Origin of the sequence: Alcaligenes sp. MMA, from assembly GCF_020907215.1 — a bacterium.
Classification (GTDB): domain Bacteria; phylum Pseudomonadota; class Gammaproteobacteria; order Burkholderiales; family Burkholderiaceae_B; genus Alcaligenes; species Alcaligenes aquatilis.
In genome coordinates, this window is record NZ_JAJJPP010000003.1 from 520,454 (window position 1) to 539,939 (window position 19,486).

Genomic DNA, 19,486 nt, shown 5'->3' on the forward strand with positions numbered 1-19,486 from the left:
TGAATGATGAGCCCTACTCCTGAACTCTCCCCCGCCCATATCCCTTCCCTGGATCGCTTACTGCGCTCGCCAGAGTTCGAGCCTTTACTAAGCCAGTTCGGTCACACACGCCTCAGTCAAAGCACTCGCGCCCATTTGCAAGTACTGCGGGATACGTTGTTCAAGGGAGCACTACGTCCTCAGGACCTGGCGCCCGCCCAGCTCGCCCAAGCACTGCAGGCCAAGCTACAAGAAGAATCCCGACTGCAGCTGCGCCCGGTTTTCAATCTGACCGGCACCGTGCTGCACACCAATCTTGGGCGTGCGATGCTACCGGATGAAGCCATCCAGGCTGTCGTCCAGGCCATGCGTTCACCCGCCAATCTGGAATTTGACCTGCAAACCGGTGGCCGAGGCGACCGGGATGACCTGATCAACCCCTTGCTTTGCGAACTGACCGGTGCTGAAGCCGCCACGGTGGTCAACAATAACGCCGCCGCCTTGCTGCTGATGCTCAGCACCCTGAGTCCCCGGCGCGAAACCGTGGTGTCGCGCGGCGAACTGGTAGAAATTGGCGGTGCCTTCCGTATCCCTGACATCATGAAGCGCGCCGGTGTCCGCCTGCATGAAGTGGGCACCACCAACCGTACCCACGCAGCCGATTACGAAAACGCCATCAACGAGCGCAGCGCCATGTTGATGAAGGTGCATTGCAGCAACTACGCCGTCAAAGGTTTCACCAAAAGCGTTTCTGTCCAGGAAGTGGCACAGATCGCCAGGAAACACGGCCTGCCCACCAGCGTGGATCTGGGCAGCGGCACCTTGGTGGATCTCAGCCAGTGGGGCCTGCCGCCCGAACCCACCGTGCGTGAAACCATCGAAGCCGGGGCCGATATCGTGACCTTCAGCGGCGACAAGTTGCTGGGTGGCCCCCAGGCCGGTCTGATCGTAGGCCGCGCAGACCTGATCGCCAAGATCAAGAAAAACCCGCTCAAACGCGCTTTGCGTGTAGGCAAAATCACACTGGCCGCGCTGGAACCGGTACTGGCCTTGTACCGTTCGCCCGAGCGCCTACCCGAGCACCTGACCACCCTTCGTTTGCTGACCCGGCCATCGGCGCAGATGCGCGCCCAGGCGCTGCGTCTGGCACCTGTTTTGCAGCAATGGGTAGGAACACAATTTGCTGTCGAACCCACTGCCATGTTGAGCCAGATTGGCAGCGGTGCTCTGCCCGAGGATGTGCTGCCCAGCTTTGGATTGCGCTTCGCCTACAAAGGCACGGGCCGTGCTGGCCGCCATCTGACAGAGCTGGAAAAACGCCTACGCACTTTGCCCCAGCCCGTCATCGGGCACATTGCGCAAGATGCCTTTTGGCTGGACCTGCGCTGTTTGGAAGAACAATTTGAAGCTGACTTCAGCGCACAACTGATCTGCGAGCAAGCATGATTGTTGGTACTGCAGGACATATTGATCACGGCAAAACCACCTTGATCCGCGCCTTGACGGGTGTGGATACCGACCGTCTGGAAGAGGAAAAAAAGCGCGGTATCTCCATCCAGTTGGGCTATGCCTATACGCCTTTACCCGACGGGCAGATTCTGGGATTTATTGATGTTCCCGGCCACGAGCGTCTGGTACACACCATGGTCGCAGGTGCAACCGGCATTGATTTTGGCCTGCTGATCGTGGCCGTAGATGATGGCGTCATGCCGCAAACCCGCGAGCATTTGGCGGTGCTGCAACTACTGGGTTTAGACGCCGGAGCCATCGTGCTGAGCAAGGCGGATCGCGCCGATGCCGCTCGGATTGAAACCGTCAAAGCCCAGCTGCAAACACTTGTCCAAGGAAGTTTTCTGGACAATGCGCCCGTCTTCGTTGTCGATGCCCTGTCCGAGGACAAACCCGGTCTGGAAGCGTTACGTCAGCATCTGCACACACAGGCCATGCAATCCACCACACAGGATGGCCAAGGCTATTTCCGTCTGGCCATTGACCGTGTTTTCACCCTGCAAGGCCACGGCACGGTCGTGACCGGCACGGTGCACGATGGCGTACTGGATCTGGATGGCCCGGCGATGGACTTGCGCCTGATGCCACGCGGCACGCCGGTACGTGTGCGCAGTATTCATGCCCAGAACCAGGCTTCGCGCCAGGCCCGCGCCGGCCAGCGTTGTGCCCTGAACCTGGGTGGAATTGATGTACAGGATATCGAGCGTGGTGACTGGCTGGCCGACGCTCGCTGCCTCATCCCCTCCACACGTATCGATGTGGAGCTGAGCCTGCTGGATAAAGATATTCCCGCCCTACGCACCTGGTCGCCCTGGCATGTCCACATGGGGGCCGCTCACCTGACGGCCCATGCCGTACCTTTGGATGGCGAATCCTTGCAGCCCGGCCAGACCGGCAAAGTCCAACTGGTCTTTGACCGTCCCATCTGCACCGTAACGGGCGAGCGCTTTATCGTGCGTAATGCCCAGGCCAGCGAAACAGTCGGCGGCGGGATTGTGCTGGACCCGAATGCTCCGGACCGCAAACGACGCTCTACGACACGTCTTGCCTGGCTGGAGGCCTTGGCACAATGGACGCGCGGCGGACCATTGGAGGGCCTGCTGGCCCACGCGCCTTACGGTCTGGACGAAGCGACACTGCTGCGTCTGTCAGGAGGATCTCAACACGGCTTGAGCGCCCCTGCCAATGCCCGCTGGCGCACCGGATCTCGCCCACAAAGTCAGCCTATCTTGCTAAGTGATGCGCGCCTGGAAACGCTGTGTCAGCACATAGAAAGCGTGATGCTGCAGTATCACGAGCGCAACCCCGACGAACCGGGCCTGTCCATCAGCCGCTTGCGACGCATGGCCGCCCCCACCATGCCCGACGCCATCTGGCAACTGCTGACCGAGCACCTGCTGGCGGAACAGCGCTTGGCCCGCCAAGGAGCCTGGTTGCATACGCCGGGACACCGCGTCACCCTGAGTCCAGAAGATGAAACCCTGGCTGCCGCCCTGCTGCCCTTGATCGAGGCAGGCCGCTTCGATCCTCCGTGGACACGCGATCTGGCCAAAGCAACCGAGTACCCGGAAGACCAGACTCGCAACGTGCTGCGCCGACTGGTGCGCCAAGGCGAACTATTTCAGATCGTGCACGACCTGTTCTACCACCGTCGCCAAATCGCAGTCTTGGCCCATATCGTCAAGGAGCTGCACAGCGGCCAAGGCGTCAGCGCCGCGCAGTTCCGGGACGCAACGGGGTTGGGCCGCAAACGGGCCATTCAGATTCTGGAGTTCTTTGATCGCGTCGGCTATACACGACGTGTACGTGATCGCCACGTCTTACGCGGCGAAGCCTGGACACAAGCTGACTGATGCAGCGTGTTGATCATAGGCTTGATCGTTGAAGCGTAATCGGCCCTAACGTATGATAGGGCCTCTTGAAGGAAAGCATCCGTGCCCGGTGGCACGGCCGGGCTTCAAACCCGGTTGGGGGCGTCAGACGTTCCCAGGTAGGTTCGACTCCTGCTGCTTTCCGCCAATTTCTGCAGTGCCCCCCAGCACACTGGCACGCCCCGCAGGCCCTGAACTACGGTAACGTCTGTGTGGGCTCAGCCTGCGCCTCAGGCGTTGAACGACGCCCTGCTGTCGGCCCCGAGTCAGAGCACGTCACCGCCAGTACCTGCGCTTGTTGATCCCCCAAGCTAAGCACACTGTGGGGAAGCTCCGAGTCAAAGTAAACGGAATCGCCCGTCTCCAAGGTCATGCTGTGCTCTGCAATGGTCACTTGCACTTGCCCTTGAATCACAAACAAAAACTCTTCTCCCCCATGCGGGAAGGTTGGCGCAGGCTGCTGGTGATCATGCGGAGGGTAAATGACAAAGGGATCCATCAAACGAAAGCGTCGCCGCCCGGCCATGCTCTCGTAACGGTAAACGCTATGGCCGGCTACGCTGGGCAAGGGCATACGATCGTGCCGCCGCACGACACACACACTTTCGTCTTGATCCAGATCCGCCTCTCCGATCAACTGCGACACCCCCATGCCATACGCCTGAGCCAACTTGACCACAGTCGAGATGGACGGCGCACTGACGGCCCGCTCCAGCTTGGACAAATAACTTTTAGTCAGACCAGTACGCTGAGCCAATTGCTCCAGCGACAAGCCATGTTGGCGACGCAGAGCGCGCAAGCGAAAGGGAAGATGGGTCATGTGGGCTAAAAAGAGGTGTGGCGCCCGAGGCCAGCCTCAGGGCGCGTAGAAAAAAGCAGCCTCTTATTCTACTCAAAAACATCCGTATGGCGTTTCAGCGCTTTACGGGCATAGTATTCAAAGCCGATCTCGGAGCGACGCGGCCTCAAAATCCAGTCATGAGCCTCCCGACCCAATTCCGGCGCAATAGGCTGAATCTTTCCGGCGGACATCGCCAACAGTTGCATGCGCGCAGTACGCTCAAATTGCAAAGCCAGAACACAAGCCTCTTCTACTGAGGCCGCTGCCACCAACATGCCATGGTGTGACAACAAAATGGCACGTTTATCGCCTAAGGCCTCAGCAATGATCTGCCCTTCTTCATTGCCCACGGGCACACCAGGCCAATCTTTCAGAAATGCACAGTCCTCATACAAGGGGCAGTTGTCCATATGAGAGACCTCTAGCGGCACCTCCAGCATGGACAGGGCGGCCACATGCAGGGGGTGCGTATGAATGATGCAGTTCACATCGGGTCGAGCACGATACACCCAGGAGTGAAAGCGGTTTGCCGGATTAGGCATGCCGTACCCTTTCAACACGGTCAGGTCCTCGTCCACCAACAAAACATTCGTCGAGGTGATCTCATCAAAACCCAGGCCCAACTGCTGGGTAAAGTACGTGCCCTCCTGTTCCCCGCGTGCGGTGATCTGGCCAGCCAGCCCGGAGTCATGACCACCATCAAAAAGAATACGGCAAGTCAGCGCAAGCTTTTCGGGAACACTGCGTTCAGGGATTTCAAAAATTGCCTGCATCTGACTTTGTGCCTGTTCAATCAGCACAGATTTAGACAAGCTCATGGTGTCACTCATAACCACTCCTTTTGTAAATGACAATCCTGCTCACAACAGCGGGACATAACCCGCTAGGGCCTGCATACGTTCAAGCCAACGTCGGACCGATGGATAGCAGCGCAGCTCATAACCACCTTGCTGCGCCATACAGGTATAGGGAAACAAGGCAACATCCGCGATGCTGGGCCTGTCTCCAACAAAATAGCGATGTCGCTGCAAATGCGCCTCCATATGAGCCAGAGCCTTGTTGCCCTGCTCACGCCACGCCAACACCGCAGGAGCATCCACCGCCATCGTGCCGCGCAATGTCACCCACAGTCTTGGCTGGGCAAGGTTGGCCATATGCTGCGTCTGCTCAAAAGACAACCACTGCAAAACCTGTGCCTGGGCCAGTGCATCGGCGGGCAAGAACGCCGTACCCTGTGCCAAATACCACAAGATGGCGGCCGACTCCGCCAGCCAGGGCCCCTCCCGAGTCCGCAATACCGGCACCTGTCCCCAAGGGTTGATACGCCGAAACGCCTCGGTATCCAGATCCCCCTCCACGATGGACAGGCTGCGCCGCTGTAGCGCTATACCCAAATAGCCGCACAGCAGTCGTACCTTCCAGCCATTGCCGGTATAGATCGTGTCGATAAGCTCCAGTGCCGGTTGGTTCATCGTCTGCTCCTTACTCCAGACGGATGTCTGCGGTCTGCACAATACGCTGCCACTTGCTGCGCTCGGCCGCGATAAAGTGTTGGTACTCATCCTGGGTTCCGGTGTAGACCTGACTGCCTTGCTGCTCCAGATGAGCTTTGAACTGCGGGTCAGCCAGTGTCTTTTGCAATGCCGCCTCCAACACTGCAACGATCTGCGGTGGCGTACCGGGTGGAGCCAGCAACACGTTCCAGGAACTGATGCGCAGCTCAGGTGCACCTAACTCCGCGCTGGAAGGGACATCAGGAGCAGCCGGGGAACGCTGACTATCAGCCAAGACCAGGGCGTGAAGCTTGCCCGCCTTCACTTGCGGCATGATCACTGGAATGGCATCCATCACCATGTCAGCATGGCGGCCCACCACCGCGCTGACCGCTTCCCCCCCACTCTTGAAGGGAATATGCCGCACATCAAGCTTCTCCGTTAGCTTGAACAGTTCAATCCCTAAATGTGGAGAACTCCCGACTCCTGCTGACCCGAAGTTCAGCAGACCCGGCTCCTGCCGGGCATGGCTGACCAGTTGGGCGTAGGTCTCTGTACCCAGATCCGAACGAACTGCCAGCACATACGGAGACCCCGTCACCATACCGATAGGCACAAAAGCGTGTGGGTCGTAGTTGATCTTGGAGGCCAGCAAGGGATTGACCACCTGTGTGCCTACGGTCCCCATGAACACGGTGTACCCGTCCGCCTTGGCATTTTGCGCGGCCTGAGCGGCGATCATGCCGCCAGCACCGGCCCTATTTTCAACAATCACGGTCTGATCCAACTCCTTGCCCAACTGCTGGGCAAGAAGGCGTGCCACCAGGTCTGTAATGCCTCCTGCGCCAAAGGGCACGATCAAACGCAACGGCTGGGCGGGAAACGTCGTTGCCTGCGCCGACCCCGCAATCATCATCAAGGCCGCCCACCCGGCCATCGCTAAACCAAAAATCTTTTTCATGAAGTGTCTCCTGAACTTTTTAAGTTTGAATTGTTCAGGACACATTCTCATCAAAAATGACCCATCGTGTCAAATAAAGAAATTAATGTCCTTCGAGACTTCTATCAGGACCAAGAAAAGAGGCGGCATGCTTATTTTCAGGACTCATACCGCTTTCCTAGGCATGACACCTTTCTGAAAAAAAACAGAATTTTTCCTATAGAACAACGATTGTCCAGAACACCATCGAAGGCTCGTCCGTGCAGCCCGTGTTTCTGACACCACACATTCGTCAGCTTTCTCGACAAGCAACACATTTTTAAACAAAATGCTGATTGCGAACAATTCTCATTATATTTATCGTTATCAGGGAAGAGATTATGAATGTATTGACGCTCCCGGCTCGCCGCCCGATCTTTGCATTAGGCCTGCTCGCCACGGCCTTGGCAGCCAGTTTCAATGCGCAGGCACAAACCTCCAACGTGCGTGGAGGGGTCACCTCACTAGAAGAAATCCGTGTCTTGCCATCGGCAGAAGAAGCCGTCAAACAGGCTCCTGGCGTGTCCACTATCACCGCCGACGATATTGAAAAACGTCCTCCCGCCAACGATCTGTCCGAACTGATCCGCACCATGCCCGGTGTGAACCTGACCGGGAACAGCCCATCGGGCTCCTACGGCAATAGCCGCCAGATCGACTTACGCGGCATGGGTCCGGAAAACACCTTGATCCTGATTGACGGCAAGCCCGTGAGCTCTCGCGACTCCATTCGCATGGGGCGTAACGGGGAACGTAATACTCGTGGCGACAGTAACTGGGTCCCTGTCAACGCCATCGAACGCATTGAAGTGTTGCGTGGGCCGGCAGCCGCGCGCTACGGCTCCGGTGCCGCCGGTGGTGTGGTGAACATCATCACAAAAGCGCCTACCGACACCTTTTCCGGCTCGGTAACCGCCTATGGCTTAATCCCCGAGGACAGCGATTACGGCTCCACACGTCGCACCGGCTTTAACCTGTCTGGCCCCATCGCCGACAAACTGTCTTTCCGCGTCTACGGCAATATCGCCAAAACCGATGCAGACAAACCTGCCTTGAACGCTAAATCCTCCGGCATTAATGTCAGCGAAACAAACGTGCCTCCAGCAGGCCGCGAAGGTGTGCGTAACAAGGACATCAACGGCCTGGTCCGCCTGGATATCAACCGCGACCATCGCCTGGAACTGGAAGGCTCATTTAGTCGCCAAGGCAATATTTTTGCTGGCGAGCGTCTGTTCACCAACGGCAATGCCACCATCGCTTCACTGGCCGATGACGGGGCCGAAACCAACATCATGTATCGCCGCGCTGGATCGTTGAGCCACTATGGGGACTATGGCCAAGGCCGTCGTTCGCGGCTTACCTTTGCCTATGAAGGCACCACCAACTCCCGCTTGAATGAAGGGCTGGCCGGAGGTGGCGAAGGCAGTATCTCCAACCCTGGCGCAGGTTCCGTATCAGAGTTGCGTTCGTTGAACCTGTCCGGCGAATACAACACGCCCTTACAGATCGCCAACAAGCACGTGCTGATGACCGTGGGTTTTGAACACCGCGACCAACGCCTGGATGATGACTACGCCACCCGCTCTGGCCAGACCATCAACAAGAACGCTGACTCCAAAAGCAAGGCTCGCACCACTGCCGCCTATGTGGAAGGCAATATCGAGCTGACTGAAGCACTGACCGTCACCCCCGGTGTCCGCTTTGATCACCACAGCAAGTTTGGCGACAACTGGAGCCCCAGTCTGAACGCCTCCTACTTCCTGACCGACCATCTGACCCTGAAAGGCGGTATTGCCCGCGCTTTCAAAGCACCTAACCTGTACCAGTCCAACCCCAACTACCTGTACCAGACGCGCGGTAACGGTTGCCCGTACGACCCCGTAACAGGCCAACGCGTGAGCGGCCCTTGCTACATCTTCGGTAACGACGATCTGTCACCCGAGCGCAGCATCAACAAGGAAATTGGTCTGGCCTACGACAAGGCCGGCTGGGCAGCAGGGCTGACGTACTTTCAGAACGACTACAGCAACAAGATTGTGGCCGATATGGGCGACCAGACTATTCCGGATGCGGTGAACATCGGCGGCTCGCTGGTGCGTCCCTTCCAGTGGGTGAACTCCGGCAAGGCCGTGATCCGTGGTCTGGAAGGCAATCTGACCATCCCGATCCTGGGCGAGAACGGCGAGACACTGAGCCTGAGCAATAACCTGACTTACATGATCACCAACAAGTCCAAGGAAACGAATCAGCCTTTGACTGTCATTCCACGCTACACCCTGAACAGCACGCTGGATTGGCGCGTGAACGACAAGCTGTCCATGCTGGCAACCGCCACCCTGTATGGCAAGCAAAAGCCACGCTCACAGAACCTGTCCAATAACTCGACCGTCACAGGCGATGGTCTGCGTGAACGTGGTTCGTATGCCATCTTCGGCCTGAGCGGTGCTTATCAAGTGACCAAGTCCACCCATATCCGCCTGGGCGTCAACAACCTGTTCGACAAGCGTCTGTACCGTGAAGACTCCGGTAGCGGCCAAGGTGCCAACACCTATAACGAGCCTGGCCGTCAATACTACGCAACCTTGACGGCCAGCTTCTAAGGCGCCTGGCTGTACCCCGGACGCTTTCGGGGGTCCGGATGACTTCTTGTTGTATCAGCCCCTGCCCTTCCCAACGGGAGCAGCGGGGGCTGCTTCTTGCCCCGCGTTAACCCAAGTCAGCTCTCCCCGGCCCGGCCCCAACAACGCTAGACTAAAGCCTTGTTGGCCATCCGTCCGGCTACAGAACCATCACATTCGGGAGCTGATCTTGTCATACATTGAACCGGATCTGGCGATCTACGCCGGGCCTCGTGCCTATCGTCACATTCAAAACCAGGGTTTGCATGCCAAAGATATCAGCACACTAATTGGCAGCGCGGGCGGGCCCAAGGCGTTGGCCTTGACCGGGCTGGATCAGTATCTGTTTGGGGACTGGCTCAACACACATGACGAACCGCTATGGTTGTTTGGCAGCTCAGTGGCCTCCTGGCGTTTTGCCTGCGCGGCTCAACACGATCCGTACAAAGCTTTTGCGGACTTTGCCCAGCTCTATATACACAGTCCCTTTTTACCCAACTCCACGGTCGCGGACATTACCCGGTCTACCCAGACTATGCTGAAAACGTTCCTCGGGGACGCCGACTCACAAGCAGCAATCCTGAACCACCCGCGCTATCGCTTCGCCATTACCGTGGCACGCAGCAAAGGCTGGGCAGGCTCCCGCAATCAAAAACAGCTTGGCGCAGCCCTGCTCGGCTGCATGGTCGGCAACTATGTGCACCCGGCCATCCCGCGCTGGTTCTTTGAGCGGGTCATCGTACATGACACCCGCAGCCCCTTGCCCATCCACGGCAAGCATCACGATCAGGCTCGCTACGCGGCACTGGATCAGCACAATCTGTTCCAAACCTTGGCCGCCAGCACCGCCATTCCAATGGTCATCGACGGTGTTGATGCCGCTCATAACTGGCCCGCCGGGCTCTACCGGGATGGGGGGCTGGTGGACTACAACTTTTGCGCACTGGATCTGGACAGCCCTGGCCTGACCTTGTTTCCCCATTTCACGCAAAAAATCAGCGCCAGTTGGTTCGACAAATACCTGCCACGCTGGCAGAAGGCCCGTCGTCCCCACAGCCTGGATAATCTGATTTTGTTATGCCCTACGCCCCACTTTTATCAGCGTCTGCAAGACCACAAAATCCCCGATCGTTCCGACTACAAGCGTCTGTCTGATGCAGATCGACGTCTGGCCTGGCAACACGCCGTTGAACAAAGCCAGCGCCTGGGCGAGCAGTTTGCACAGTGGGTCGCTGCGGACCAGCTTGCCCAGGTGGTGCGTCCCCTGCCCTTCCCATAACTGGCGCTTGCCAAGCCAAAAGGACAAGTCAGCTCAAAACTGATAGCGCAAGGACGCCATCACATTACGCGGGGCGCCGTAGGTATGACTGCTGTACGCCAGGCGATAGGTTTTGTCGAAAATATTATTGAAATTGACGGTCAGATCCGCCCGAGGCGTAATGGCATATCGCGCCATCAGATCCACCACCGCATAGGCTTTCTGTGTGTTGGTTTCACGGGCTACGCCGGTCAGTTGATTATCAAAGATCTTGCTTTGCCATTGCACAGAGCCTCCTACCGTCAACTTATGCCACGCACCGGGCAAGCGATAAGTCGTAAACAACTTGACCTGATCAGCCGGGATATCCGTCTTGATCTTCTCGCCATCAGCACCACGGAAGCGGTAATGGGTATAGCCGGCGCCCATTTGCCAGCCAGGGGCAAGCTCGCCATTGATCTCGAACTCAATCCCCTCAGAGCGCGTATTGCTGGCAGCGGTGTACGCCTGGGCACCGCTAGGCGTCAGTTCTTTGCCATCGACGACAGCCAGATTGTCCTTGCGAGTCTGAAACACCGCCAACGATGCGGACGCCGCCTCCCCAGGGAACAAATACTTAACCCCTACCTCGTAGTTAGTACCTTGTTCAGGATCCAGATAATTACCGTCTCTGTCTTGGCTGGACTGAGGATTGAAGATTTTCGTATAGCTGGCATAGCTGGCCCACTGCTCATTCCAGTCGTAAACCAGACCGGCATACGGAGTAAACACACCATTCTCTTTGCGTAATCTCGCATTGGAGTGGTCCTTCCAGTTGGTGACTCGTCCACCCGCAATCAAGGCCAATTTGTCCGTCAAGCGCAGGCGCGTTGCGGCATAAGCCCCCCACTGTCGCGCACGCTGATTATCCGGTCCGGTAATTTTCAAGTCCGGGCGCGGCACGTTACGGTCAAAGTCTTTGATCTGCGCAATAGGGATACGCTGACGCGCATAAGCCGTGTCATGCCGGGAAAGCTCGTAGTAATTGGCGCCCAGCATAACGTCATGCCCTTGTCCCCACGCCTGAAACCGCCCTGTAATGGTTATGTCGGCCGTATCTTGAGTCGGTGTTTTTTCGTTGAAACCCGCCGTCATGGAACCGCGTCCCTGCGGGGTCGGTGCCGGAGCGGCCACACCATACAACTGCTCGTTATTCAGCCAAGAACGCCCCATCGCCATTTGAATGGACCAGTCGTCGTTGAATTCGTGTTCAAGTTGAGCAAACGCCATCGTTCGGCGCTGTTTGCTGTACGCCCATGCTGCCGTCGCAGAATCGCTGCGATCCCACTGCACCAGATTTCCGGCCGTATCCGAGACACTGAATGCGTGCATGCTGGATCCATCGTAACGATTATCCATGTGCTCAATGCCTAATCTGGCTACCGTTCGCGCCCCCAGATCCGCTTCGATCACACCATAGAAAACGTCCCGTTTACCCTTGTAGCCTTCCTTCCAGGAACGAGACTGATCATAGGCTGCAACCAGGCGCCCCCGCACAGAACCACTATCGTTGAGCGGACCTGAAAGATCCGCCATGCCCCGATACCGGTCCCAGGTCCCCACCCCTGCTGAAACCTGTCCTTGAAACTCGGCTGTTGGCCGTTTGCGCTGCATCATGATGGATGCCGACGGCTCTCCGGCCCCACTGAGCAGGCCGGTCGCACCACGCACAATGACGACATTGTCATAAATGGCAGTGTCCATGACACTGACCCCGCCATAACCTTGCAAGGCGGCAGCCGTCGTAGGCACCCCATCAATCACGTAATTCGTGATGTTGAAGCCACGCGCCTGAAACGAGGTGTAGCCTGCGCCGTCATCACCATATTGCTGGCGACTGACACCGGGACTTTGCTCCATGACCTGCCCCAAGGTATCCAAACCTTGGTCTTCGATACGTTGTCGTGTAATAACCGTTGCAGACTGAGGCAGCTCCTGTAGTGTCATTGGCAACTTCAGAATCTGAGGAACGGCCTGCTGCTGATAGCTGCCTGTCCCCTCTGACTTCTCATTTTGAGCCCGCACTTTGATGGATGACAGGGTGGATACCTCTTGAGGCGTTTCCTGAGCCTGCGCCGCGCTCATCAAAAGCCCCAAAACCATAGAGTACCCGCCAGCCCAAACCACTACTTTCATGACTTCCCCTATTAATTAAATACGAATTATTCTCATTATTGTAATGCGAACAAATTATTTTTAAACACGAACATTCGTAAAAAACAGGAAGGTACTCAGACACGAAGTCACCTCGTTCTCAAGACACAACCACTCTCAGGAGACAAACCCGTCGGTCGGTCCATGACGTCCAGACCTCGCTTAAGTGCATTTATCGATTTACCATGACAAGTTCCGATCACAACCTCCCCCCCGAGCACTATGGATACTCCTATTCGTCTGACCCAATACAGTCATGGAGCCGGTTGCGGCTGCAAGATCTCTCCCAAGGTACTGGACATTATCCTGGCCGGCAGTGGTGCCCAAAACGTAGACCCGAATCTGTGGGTAGGCAATACCTCGCGTGATGACGCGGCTGTCTACGGTTTGAATGAGGAAACGGGCGTTGTCTCGACCACCGACTTTTTCATGCCCATCGTGGATGACCCGTATGACTTTGGCCGCATTGCCGCGACCAACGCCATCAGCGACATTTACGCTATGGGCGGCAAGCCCATTATGGCGATTGCCATTCTGGGCTGGCCCATCAATGTGCTGTCTCCCGAAGTTGCCCGTGAAGTGGTGCGTGGCGGTCGTGCTGCTTGCGATGCCGCTGGTATCACCCTGGCCGGTGGCCACTCCATTGACGCACCCGAGCCTATTTTTGGTCTGGCTGTAACCGGCGTGGTCAATAAAGGCCAGTTAAAGCGTAACGACACGGCCACCGAAGGGTGCCAGCTCTATTTGACCAAGCCGTTGGGCATTGGCGTGCTGACCACCGCCGAGAAAAAGGCCAAACTGCGTCCCGAAGATCAAAACCTGGCGCGCGACTGGATGTGTACGCTGAACAAGCCTGGCAGCCGCTTTGCACAACTGTCTGGCGTCAAAGCCATGACGGATGTAACCGGCTTTGGTCTGCTGGGCCACCTGATCGAAATGGCAGACGGCAGTGGCCTGACGGCCCGTTTGAACCTGGACCGTGTGCCCCTGCTGCCCGGCATCGAATACTACCTGGAGCAAGGCTGCGTCCCCGGCGGCACACAACGTAACTTTGACAGCTACGGCCACCGCATCGCCCCCATTAGCCAGGAACAAATCAATATCCTGTGCGACCCGCAAACCAGCGGCGGTTTGCTGGTCGCGGTAGAACCTTCTGCCACCGCCGAATTTATAGCCACGGCTGCCGAACTAGGCCTGCAACTGCAAGCCATCGGGGAGTTCATCCCTGCCAAAACCCACGCCGTCGAAATCGCTTGATGCGCCCTGATACCCACCACTACCGCGAGCTGTTCCTGAATAATGCGCCTTTGATGGACGCTCGCGCTCCCATCGAGTTCAGTAAAGGGGCCTTTCCTGGCGCATTGAACCTGCCACTAATGAACGATGAAGAACGTCATCAAGTAGGAATCTGCTACAAGCAACATGGTCAGGAAGCGGCTATTGCACTGGGCAACAAGCTGGTCAGCGGCCAGATCAAGGAAGAACGACTGCAAGCCTGGGCGCAGTTCACGCAAGCCCATCCCGACGGCTACTTGTATTGTTTTCGGGGTGGTCTACGCAGCCAGATCACACAAACTTGGCTACGCGAAGAAGCAGGCATTCGATACCCCCGTGTCATAGGTGGCTACAAGGCCATGCGCGGCTTTTTGCTGAACAATCTGGAGCAGACTGTCAGCAGCGCCCGCTTTCAGATTCTGGGGGGCATGACAGGCACCGGCAAAACCGATGTGTTGCAGCAGCTTGATCACAGCCTGGACTTGGAAGGCTACGCCCACCATCGCGGCTCCAGCTTTGGTAAACATGCCACTGCTCAACCCAGTCAGATCAACTTTGAACACCGCCTGTCCATTGCCATGCTCAAGAAAACAGCGCAAGGGCATCAAGGCTTTGTGCTGGAAGATGAAAGCCAGACCATAGGTCGCTGCAGCCTGCCGCTGAACCTGTACCGAGGGATGCAGCAGTGGCCCCTTATCTGGCTGGAAGACAGTCTGGAAAACCGCATTACCCGCATTGTGCGCGACTACGTCCAGAATCTGCACGCGGAATTCACACAGCAGTCCGACCCGCAAACCGGCTTTGCCCTGTTTGCCGAGCAACTGCGACAAAGCCTGTCCCGAATCACCAAGCGATTGGGTCATCAACGCTACCAGCAGTTGGCAGCCATCATGGATGCCGCCTTACAGGAACAGGAACGCAGTGGTGCGCTGGACGGCCACCGGGACTGGATTAGAGGCTTGCTGACGCAATACTACGACCCCATGTACAGCTACCAACGTGAACAAAAAGCCGATCGGGTCATTTTTCAAGGTGATGCCGACGCAGTCCTGAATTATTTGCGTCGCCACGGCTAAATCACACCTTAGGCCCAGCCCACCAGGCTTGCCATCATTTATCGCAGATCAGCGACAGACTGACACTGGCCCGCACCCACTCTTGTCAGAATCTGTCCTTGCTCTGACACAAAGAGCAAACAAAGGGTAACCCCTACCATCTCGCAAGAATCTTGTTGCAGGTGGTAAGAAATGACGTCCCTCAATCGCTTGGCCCGGCATGTCCAGTTGCGTACTATCTGGCTCCTGCTTTTCCTGCTGGCAGCCTGTCTAAGCAGCACTTCCGCACACTCCAGTTCGCGCATTGCCCACTTCCTGCCGGACATTGCCCTCAACGAGATCTTCCCCACTGCCACCCACACCAGCGAGCCCGCAGGCACGCTGCCTGTTGCCAAGGTGTTCAAGGATCAAGAACAGCTAGGGTATGTGTATGTAACGACCGATATCGTCAACACGCGCGGTTACTCCAGCTTCCCCATCGACACTCTGGTCGCCATGAGCATGGATGGCAGCATCGTCGCCGCCAAGCTGCTGGAACACCATGAACCCATTGTCTTGATCGGTATTCCAGAGTCGCGCGTCGAAACCTTTATTCAAGGCTATATCGGCCAGAACTACATCAAGAACCGTCCCAAGCCCGGCGCACCGCCACCCGTCGATATCATCAGCGGTGCCACGGTGACCTTGATGGTGGTGGGCGACAGCATCATGCGCTCCTCCCAATTGGTGGCCCGGCAAGAGGGCATAGGCCAACCTACCGCCCCCGCCACAGCACCCGTGGCCGTCAAGCGCAGCATCGATACCAGCAATCACACGATTTCCAGCTGGGACGAGCTGCTCCAAAACGGTGCCATCCAACGCCTGCACGTCAGCGTGGCCGACATCAATCAGGCCTTTATTGATAATGGCCGTACAGAAGCTGCCGCCCATCCGCAGGAAGGCGATCCGCAAGACACCTTTATTGATCTGTACGCCGCCTTGGTCAGCGTGCCTAGCATCGGGCAAAGTCTTTTGGGCGAGGCCGACTACAACTATCTGCAGCAAGAGCTAAAACCCGGCCAGCAAGCGATGCTGGTGTTGGGCAATGGGCTGTATTCCTTCAAGGGATCGGGCTATGTGCGCGGCGGGATTTTTGATCGCATCGAAATCATCCAGGATCTGGACAGCTTTCACTTCACTGACCTGGACCACCAACGCCTGCCCGGCGTAAAAGCCGCCAATGCGCCGGATTTCAAAGAAGCCGCCCTGTTCAAGATCCCGGCTACCGCCACCTTTGATCCTGTCCTGCCCTGGCGACTGCAACTGCTGGTACAACGCGTCCTGAGCGTCAAAGACAAAGCCTTTGTCATGCTGAGCCTGAACTACCAGCTTCCTGATGCCTATTTGACGGCGCCCCCTCCCGCTGCAGTTGCCCCGGAAGCCGCAGAGCACGATGAGCTGGAAACCGCCAACCAGCCTTTGTACAAGCAAATCTGGGCCGGCAAGAAAGTACAGATTGCCGTGCTACTACTGTCCTTGCTGACCCTGGGTGGCGTCTTTTTCTTCCAGGACACGCTGACCAAACACGAAGTGTTCTACCAACGCTTTCGCATCGGTTTTCTGCTGTTCTCCCTGGTATGGATTGGCTGGTACGCCTCGGCCCAGCTATCGGTAGTGAACGTACTGACGTTCTCCCACGCCCTACGCACCGATTTCCGCTGGGAATACTTCCTGATGGATCCACTGGTCTTCATCCTATGGATTGCCACCGCCATCTCTCTGATTTTCTGGAATCGGGGCGCTTTCTGTGGCTGGCTCTGTCCCTTTGGGGCGCTACAAGAACTGGCCAACAAGCTGGCCCGCTTCCTGCGTATCCCCCAGATCAAGGTGGCTTACAGCGCCCATAAACGCTTGGTTTCCATCAAGTACGTGATCTTCATTGTGCTGTTTGGCGTTGCCCTGTACGACATGGCCGTGGCCGAAAAGATGGCCGAAGTCGAACCCTTCAAGACCGCCATCATCCTGAAATTCATCCGCGACTGGCCCTTCACGATCTTTGCCGTACTGCTGCTGATTGCCAGCCTGTTTATCGAACGCTTTTACTGCCGCTACCTCTGTGCGCTAGGTGCAGCCTTGGCCATCCCCGCCCGCCTGCGCATTTTTGACTGGCTGCGGCGCTACCCCATGTGTGGCAATCCCTGCCAGCGTTGCGCGACCGACTGCCCCGTACAAGCCATCGAACCCGAAGGCCCGATCAATCCCAATGAATGCATCCAATGTCTGAACTGCCAGATGCTGTATCACCACGAGAAAAAATGCCCGCACCTGATTCAAAAGATCGCCAAACGCAAGCGAGATAAACCGGCTCCCGTCGCCGTTGCCAGCTCGCTGCAAGACGATGCTGCTGCCCGCCCTACCGTGCGTCCACGCAGCGTAGACAGTACTGATTCCACCCCCGCCACGCCGTGAGACGTCTGGGCGCGTCCCAGCGCCAAGTCGGTCACGTCATCACACACAAGGAAAATCACACCATGTCCGAGAACAAGCAGGATAAACAAGGTTTGAGCCGCCGCGCCTTTCTGGGCACCGCCGCCTTATCCGGCGCTGCTGTGGTCAGCGCCACCCACATTGGCAATGCCTTGGCCGATACCAAAAAAGCGCCGAACGGGCAAAATGCTCACATCGAGCCAGGCGAGCTGGACCAGTACTACGCCTTTAACTCCGGCGGTCAGTCTGGCGAGATCCGCATCATGGGGCTGCCCTCCATGCGCGAGCTGATGCGCATCCCAATCTTCAATATTTGTAGCGCCACCGGCTGGGGGATTACCAACGAAAGCCGCCAGATCATGCGCGCCAACCTGACGCCTGAAACCCTGGCGTTTGCCGATACCTTGGGCGGCATTCTGCCTAACGGCGATGCTCACCATCCCCATATGTCCTTTACCGACGGGACCTACGACGGGCGCTTCATCTTCATCAATGACAAGGCCAATAACCGCGTGGCTCGCGTGCGCTGCGATGTCATGAAGTGCGACAAAATTATTGAAATTCCCAATGCCGACGGTGTACACGGCCTGCGTCCCCAACGCTACCCCCGCACCGGCTATGTATTCTGCAATGGCGAGCACATCGTCCCTCTGCCCAATAACGGCACGATCTTTGGCAACCCCAAGGAAAACTACTTTTCTGTCTTTACCGCCATTGATGGCGACACCATGGAAATCGCCTGGCAGGTGATCGTAGACGGCAACCTGGACAACTGCGACGCCGACTATCAAGGCAAGTACGCCTTCTCCACCTGCTACAACTCCGAAAAAGGAGTGGATGTCGGCGAGATGAGTGCCAACGAGCAAGACTGGGCCGTGGTGTTCAACCTCAAGGCCATTGAAGACGGCGTCAAGAAAGGCGATTTCAAGGAGATCCAGGGCGTCAAAGTGCTGGATGGCCGCAAAGGCTCACGCTACACCCGCTATATCCCCGTGCCCAACTCCCCGCACGGTTGCAATGCCAGCCCCGACGGCATCCATGTGGTCTTTAACGGCAAACTCTCACCCACTGTCACCATGATTGATGTGCGCCGCCTGGACGACCTGTTTGCCGACAAGATCACGGCACGCGACTGCGTCGTGGCAGAACCTCAACTGGGCCTGGGCCCGTTGCACACCGCCTATGATGGCCGTGGCAATGCCTACACCACCTTATTCATCGACAGCCAGATCGTAAAGTGGAACATTGCCAAGGCGATTGAAGCCTACCAGGGCAAGGACGTCGATCCCATCATCCAGAAGCTGGACGTGCACTACCAGCCCGGTCACAACCACACCACCATGGGCGAGACCAAAGAGGCCGATGGCAAGTGGCTGGTGTCACTGAACAAGTTCTCCAAAGACCGCTTCCTGAACGTAGGTCCACTCAAACCAGAAAACGATCAACTGATCGATATTTCGGGCGACGAGATGAAGCTGGTTCACGACGGCCCAAGCTTTGCCGAACCGCACGACATGCTGCTGGTTGCCGCCGAGAAGGTACGACCCAAGCGCGTCTGGACCCGCGACGACCCCTGGTGGGATGGTGCGCGGAAAATGGCCGAGAAAGATGGCGTCACCCTGGAGGGTGCCTCCAAAGTCATCCGTGATGGCAACAAGGTACGGGTCTACATGACCGCCGTAGCGCCCGTGTTCTCCGTACCCAGCTTCGAGGTCAATCAGGGCGATGAAGTCACCGTTGTCGTCACCAATATGGAAATGATCGAGGACTTGACCCACGGCTTCACCTTGTCCGGCTACGGCGTAGCCATGGAAATTGGACCGCAGCAAACTAGCTCGGTCACCTTCACGGCCTCCCGCCCCGGTGTGCATTGGTACTACTGCCAGTGGTTCTGCCACGCCTTGCACATGGAAATGTCCGGTCAGATGAACGTGAAACCTAAAGCCTGA

The 19,486-nt window shown here is 57.2% G+C and carries 13 protein-coding genes and 1 tRNA gene; 9 read left to right on the plus strand and 5 right to left on the minus strand.

The genetic code is table 11. The features are described 5' to 3' along the window. The first annotated feature begins 6 nt into the window (after positions 1-6). The 3 genes from selA (at position 7) to LNA76_RS14955 (ending at position 3,507) form a co-directional block, all read left to right on the plus strand. On the plus strand, positions 7-1,425 hold the full coding sequence (selA, locus tag LNA76_RS14945; RefSeq protein WP_230019465.1) for an L-seryl-tRNA(Sec) selenium transferase: 1,419 nt from the start codon (positions 7-9) through the stop codon (positions 1,423-1,425). Continuing rightward, positions 1,422-3,341, plus strand: a complete 1,920-nt coding sequence (gene selB / locus LNA76_RS14950) for a selenocysteine-specific translation elongation factor (RefSeq protein ID WP_230019360.1) — start codon at positions 1,422-1,424, stop codon at positions 3,339-3,341. The genes selA and selB overlap by 4 nt, the downstream gene beginning before the upstream one ends. Positions 3,342-3,411: 70 nt before the next feature. Continuing rightward, positions 3,412-3,507 (plus strand) — tRNA-Sec (locus LNA76_RS14955). Between the two features lie 48 nt (positions 3,508-3,555). On the opposite strand, the gene LNA76_RS14960 is transcribed toward LNA76_RS14955, so the two are convergent. The 4 genes from LNA76_RS14960 to LNA76_RS14975 all read right to left on the minus strand — a co-directional run bounded on the left by LNA76_RS14960 (position 3,556) and on the right by LNA76_RS14975 (position 6,654). Beyond that, entirely contained in the window at positions 3,556-4,179 is a 624-nt protein-coding gene (locus tag LNA76_RS14960) for a helix-turn-helix domain-containing protein (protein ID WP_230019361.1), read from the minus strand. A gap of 68 nt (positions 4,180-4,247) precedes the next feature. After that, positions 4,248-5,030, minus strand: coding sequence for an aldolase (locus LNA76_RS14965; RefSeq protein WP_094197943.1), 783 nt, complete (start codon positions 5,028-5,030; stop codon positions 4,248-4,250). A gap of 30 nt (positions 5,031-5,060) precedes the next feature. Then, positions 5,061-5,672, minus strand: coding sequence for a glutathione S-transferase family protein (locus LNA76_RS14970; protein ID WP_108728429.1), 612 nt, complete (start codon positions 5,670-5,672; stop codon positions 5,061-5,063). A gap of 10 nt (positions 5,673-5,682) precedes the next feature. After that, entirely contained in the window at positions 5,683-6,654 is a 972-nt protein-coding gene (locus LNA76_RS14975; RefSeq protein WP_230019362.1) for a Bug family tripartite tricarboxylate transporter substrate binding protein, read from the minus strand. A gap of 359 nt (positions 6,655-7,013) precedes the next feature. Here LNA76_RS14975 and LNA76_RS14980 point away from each other — a divergent pair, with 359 nt between their 5' ends. Both LNA76_RS14980 and LNA76_RS14985 read left to right on the plus strand, forming a co-directional pair. Beyond that, on the plus strand, positions 7,014-9,272 hold the full coding sequence (locus LNA76_RS14980; RefSeq protein ID WP_230019363.1) for a FepA family TonB-dependent siderophore receptor: 2,259 nt from the start codon (positions 7,014-7,016) through the stop codon (positions 9,270-9,272). A gap of 208 nt (positions 9,273-9,480) precedes the next feature. Next, the gene (locus LNA76_RS14985; protein ID WP_230019364.1) at positions 9,481-10,569 is read left to right on the plus strand and encodes a hypothetical protein; all 1,089 of its coding nucleotides are present in this window, start codon (positions 9,481-9,483) and stop codon (positions 10,567-10,569) included. 33 nt (positions 10,570-10,602) lie between these two features. Here the strand turns inward: LNA76_RS14985 and LNA76_RS14990 are convergent, their stop codons facing one another. Then, entirely contained in the window at positions 10,603-12,723 is a 2,121-nt protein-coding gene (locus tag LNA76_RS14990) for a TonB-dependent siderophore receptor (RefSeq protein ID WP_230019365.1), read from the minus strand. A 240-nt stretch (positions 12,724-12,963) separates the two neighbouring features. On the opposite strand from LNA76_RS14990, the gene selD reads away from it, so the two are divergent. The 4 genes from selD (at position 12,964) to nosZ (ending at position 19,486) form a co-directional block, all read left to right on the plus strand. After that, positions 12,964-13,998: a selenide, water dikinase SelD gene (selD, locus tag LNA76_RS14995; protein ID WP_094197948.1), complete on the plus strand. Its 1,035-nt coding sequence runs from the start codon at positions 12,964-12,966 to the stop codon at positions 13,996-13,998. Then, the gene (mnmH, locus tag LNA76_RS15000) at positions 13,998-15,092 is read left to right on the plus strand and encodes a tRNA 2-selenouridine(34) synthase MnmH (RefSeq protein WP_230019466.1); all 1,095 of its coding nucleotides are present in this window, start codon (positions 13,998-14,000) and stop codon (positions 15,090-15,092) included. Before selD ends, mnmH begins: the two co-directional genes overlap by 1 nt. A gap of 171 nt (positions 15,093-15,263) precedes the next feature. After that, a complete protein-coding gene (locus LNA76_RS15005; RefSeq protein ID WP_230019366.1) occupies positions 15,264-17,519 on the plus strand; it encodes a NosR/NirI family protein in 2,256 nt (751 codons plus the stop codon). A gap of 62 nt (positions 17,520-17,581) precedes the next feature. Continuing rightward, positions 17,582-19,486, plus strand: a complete 1,905-nt coding sequence (gene nosZ, locus LNA76_RS15010) for a TAT-dependent nitrous-oxide reductase (RefSeq protein ID WP_230019367.1) — start codon at positions 17,582-17,584, stop codon at positions 19,484-19,486.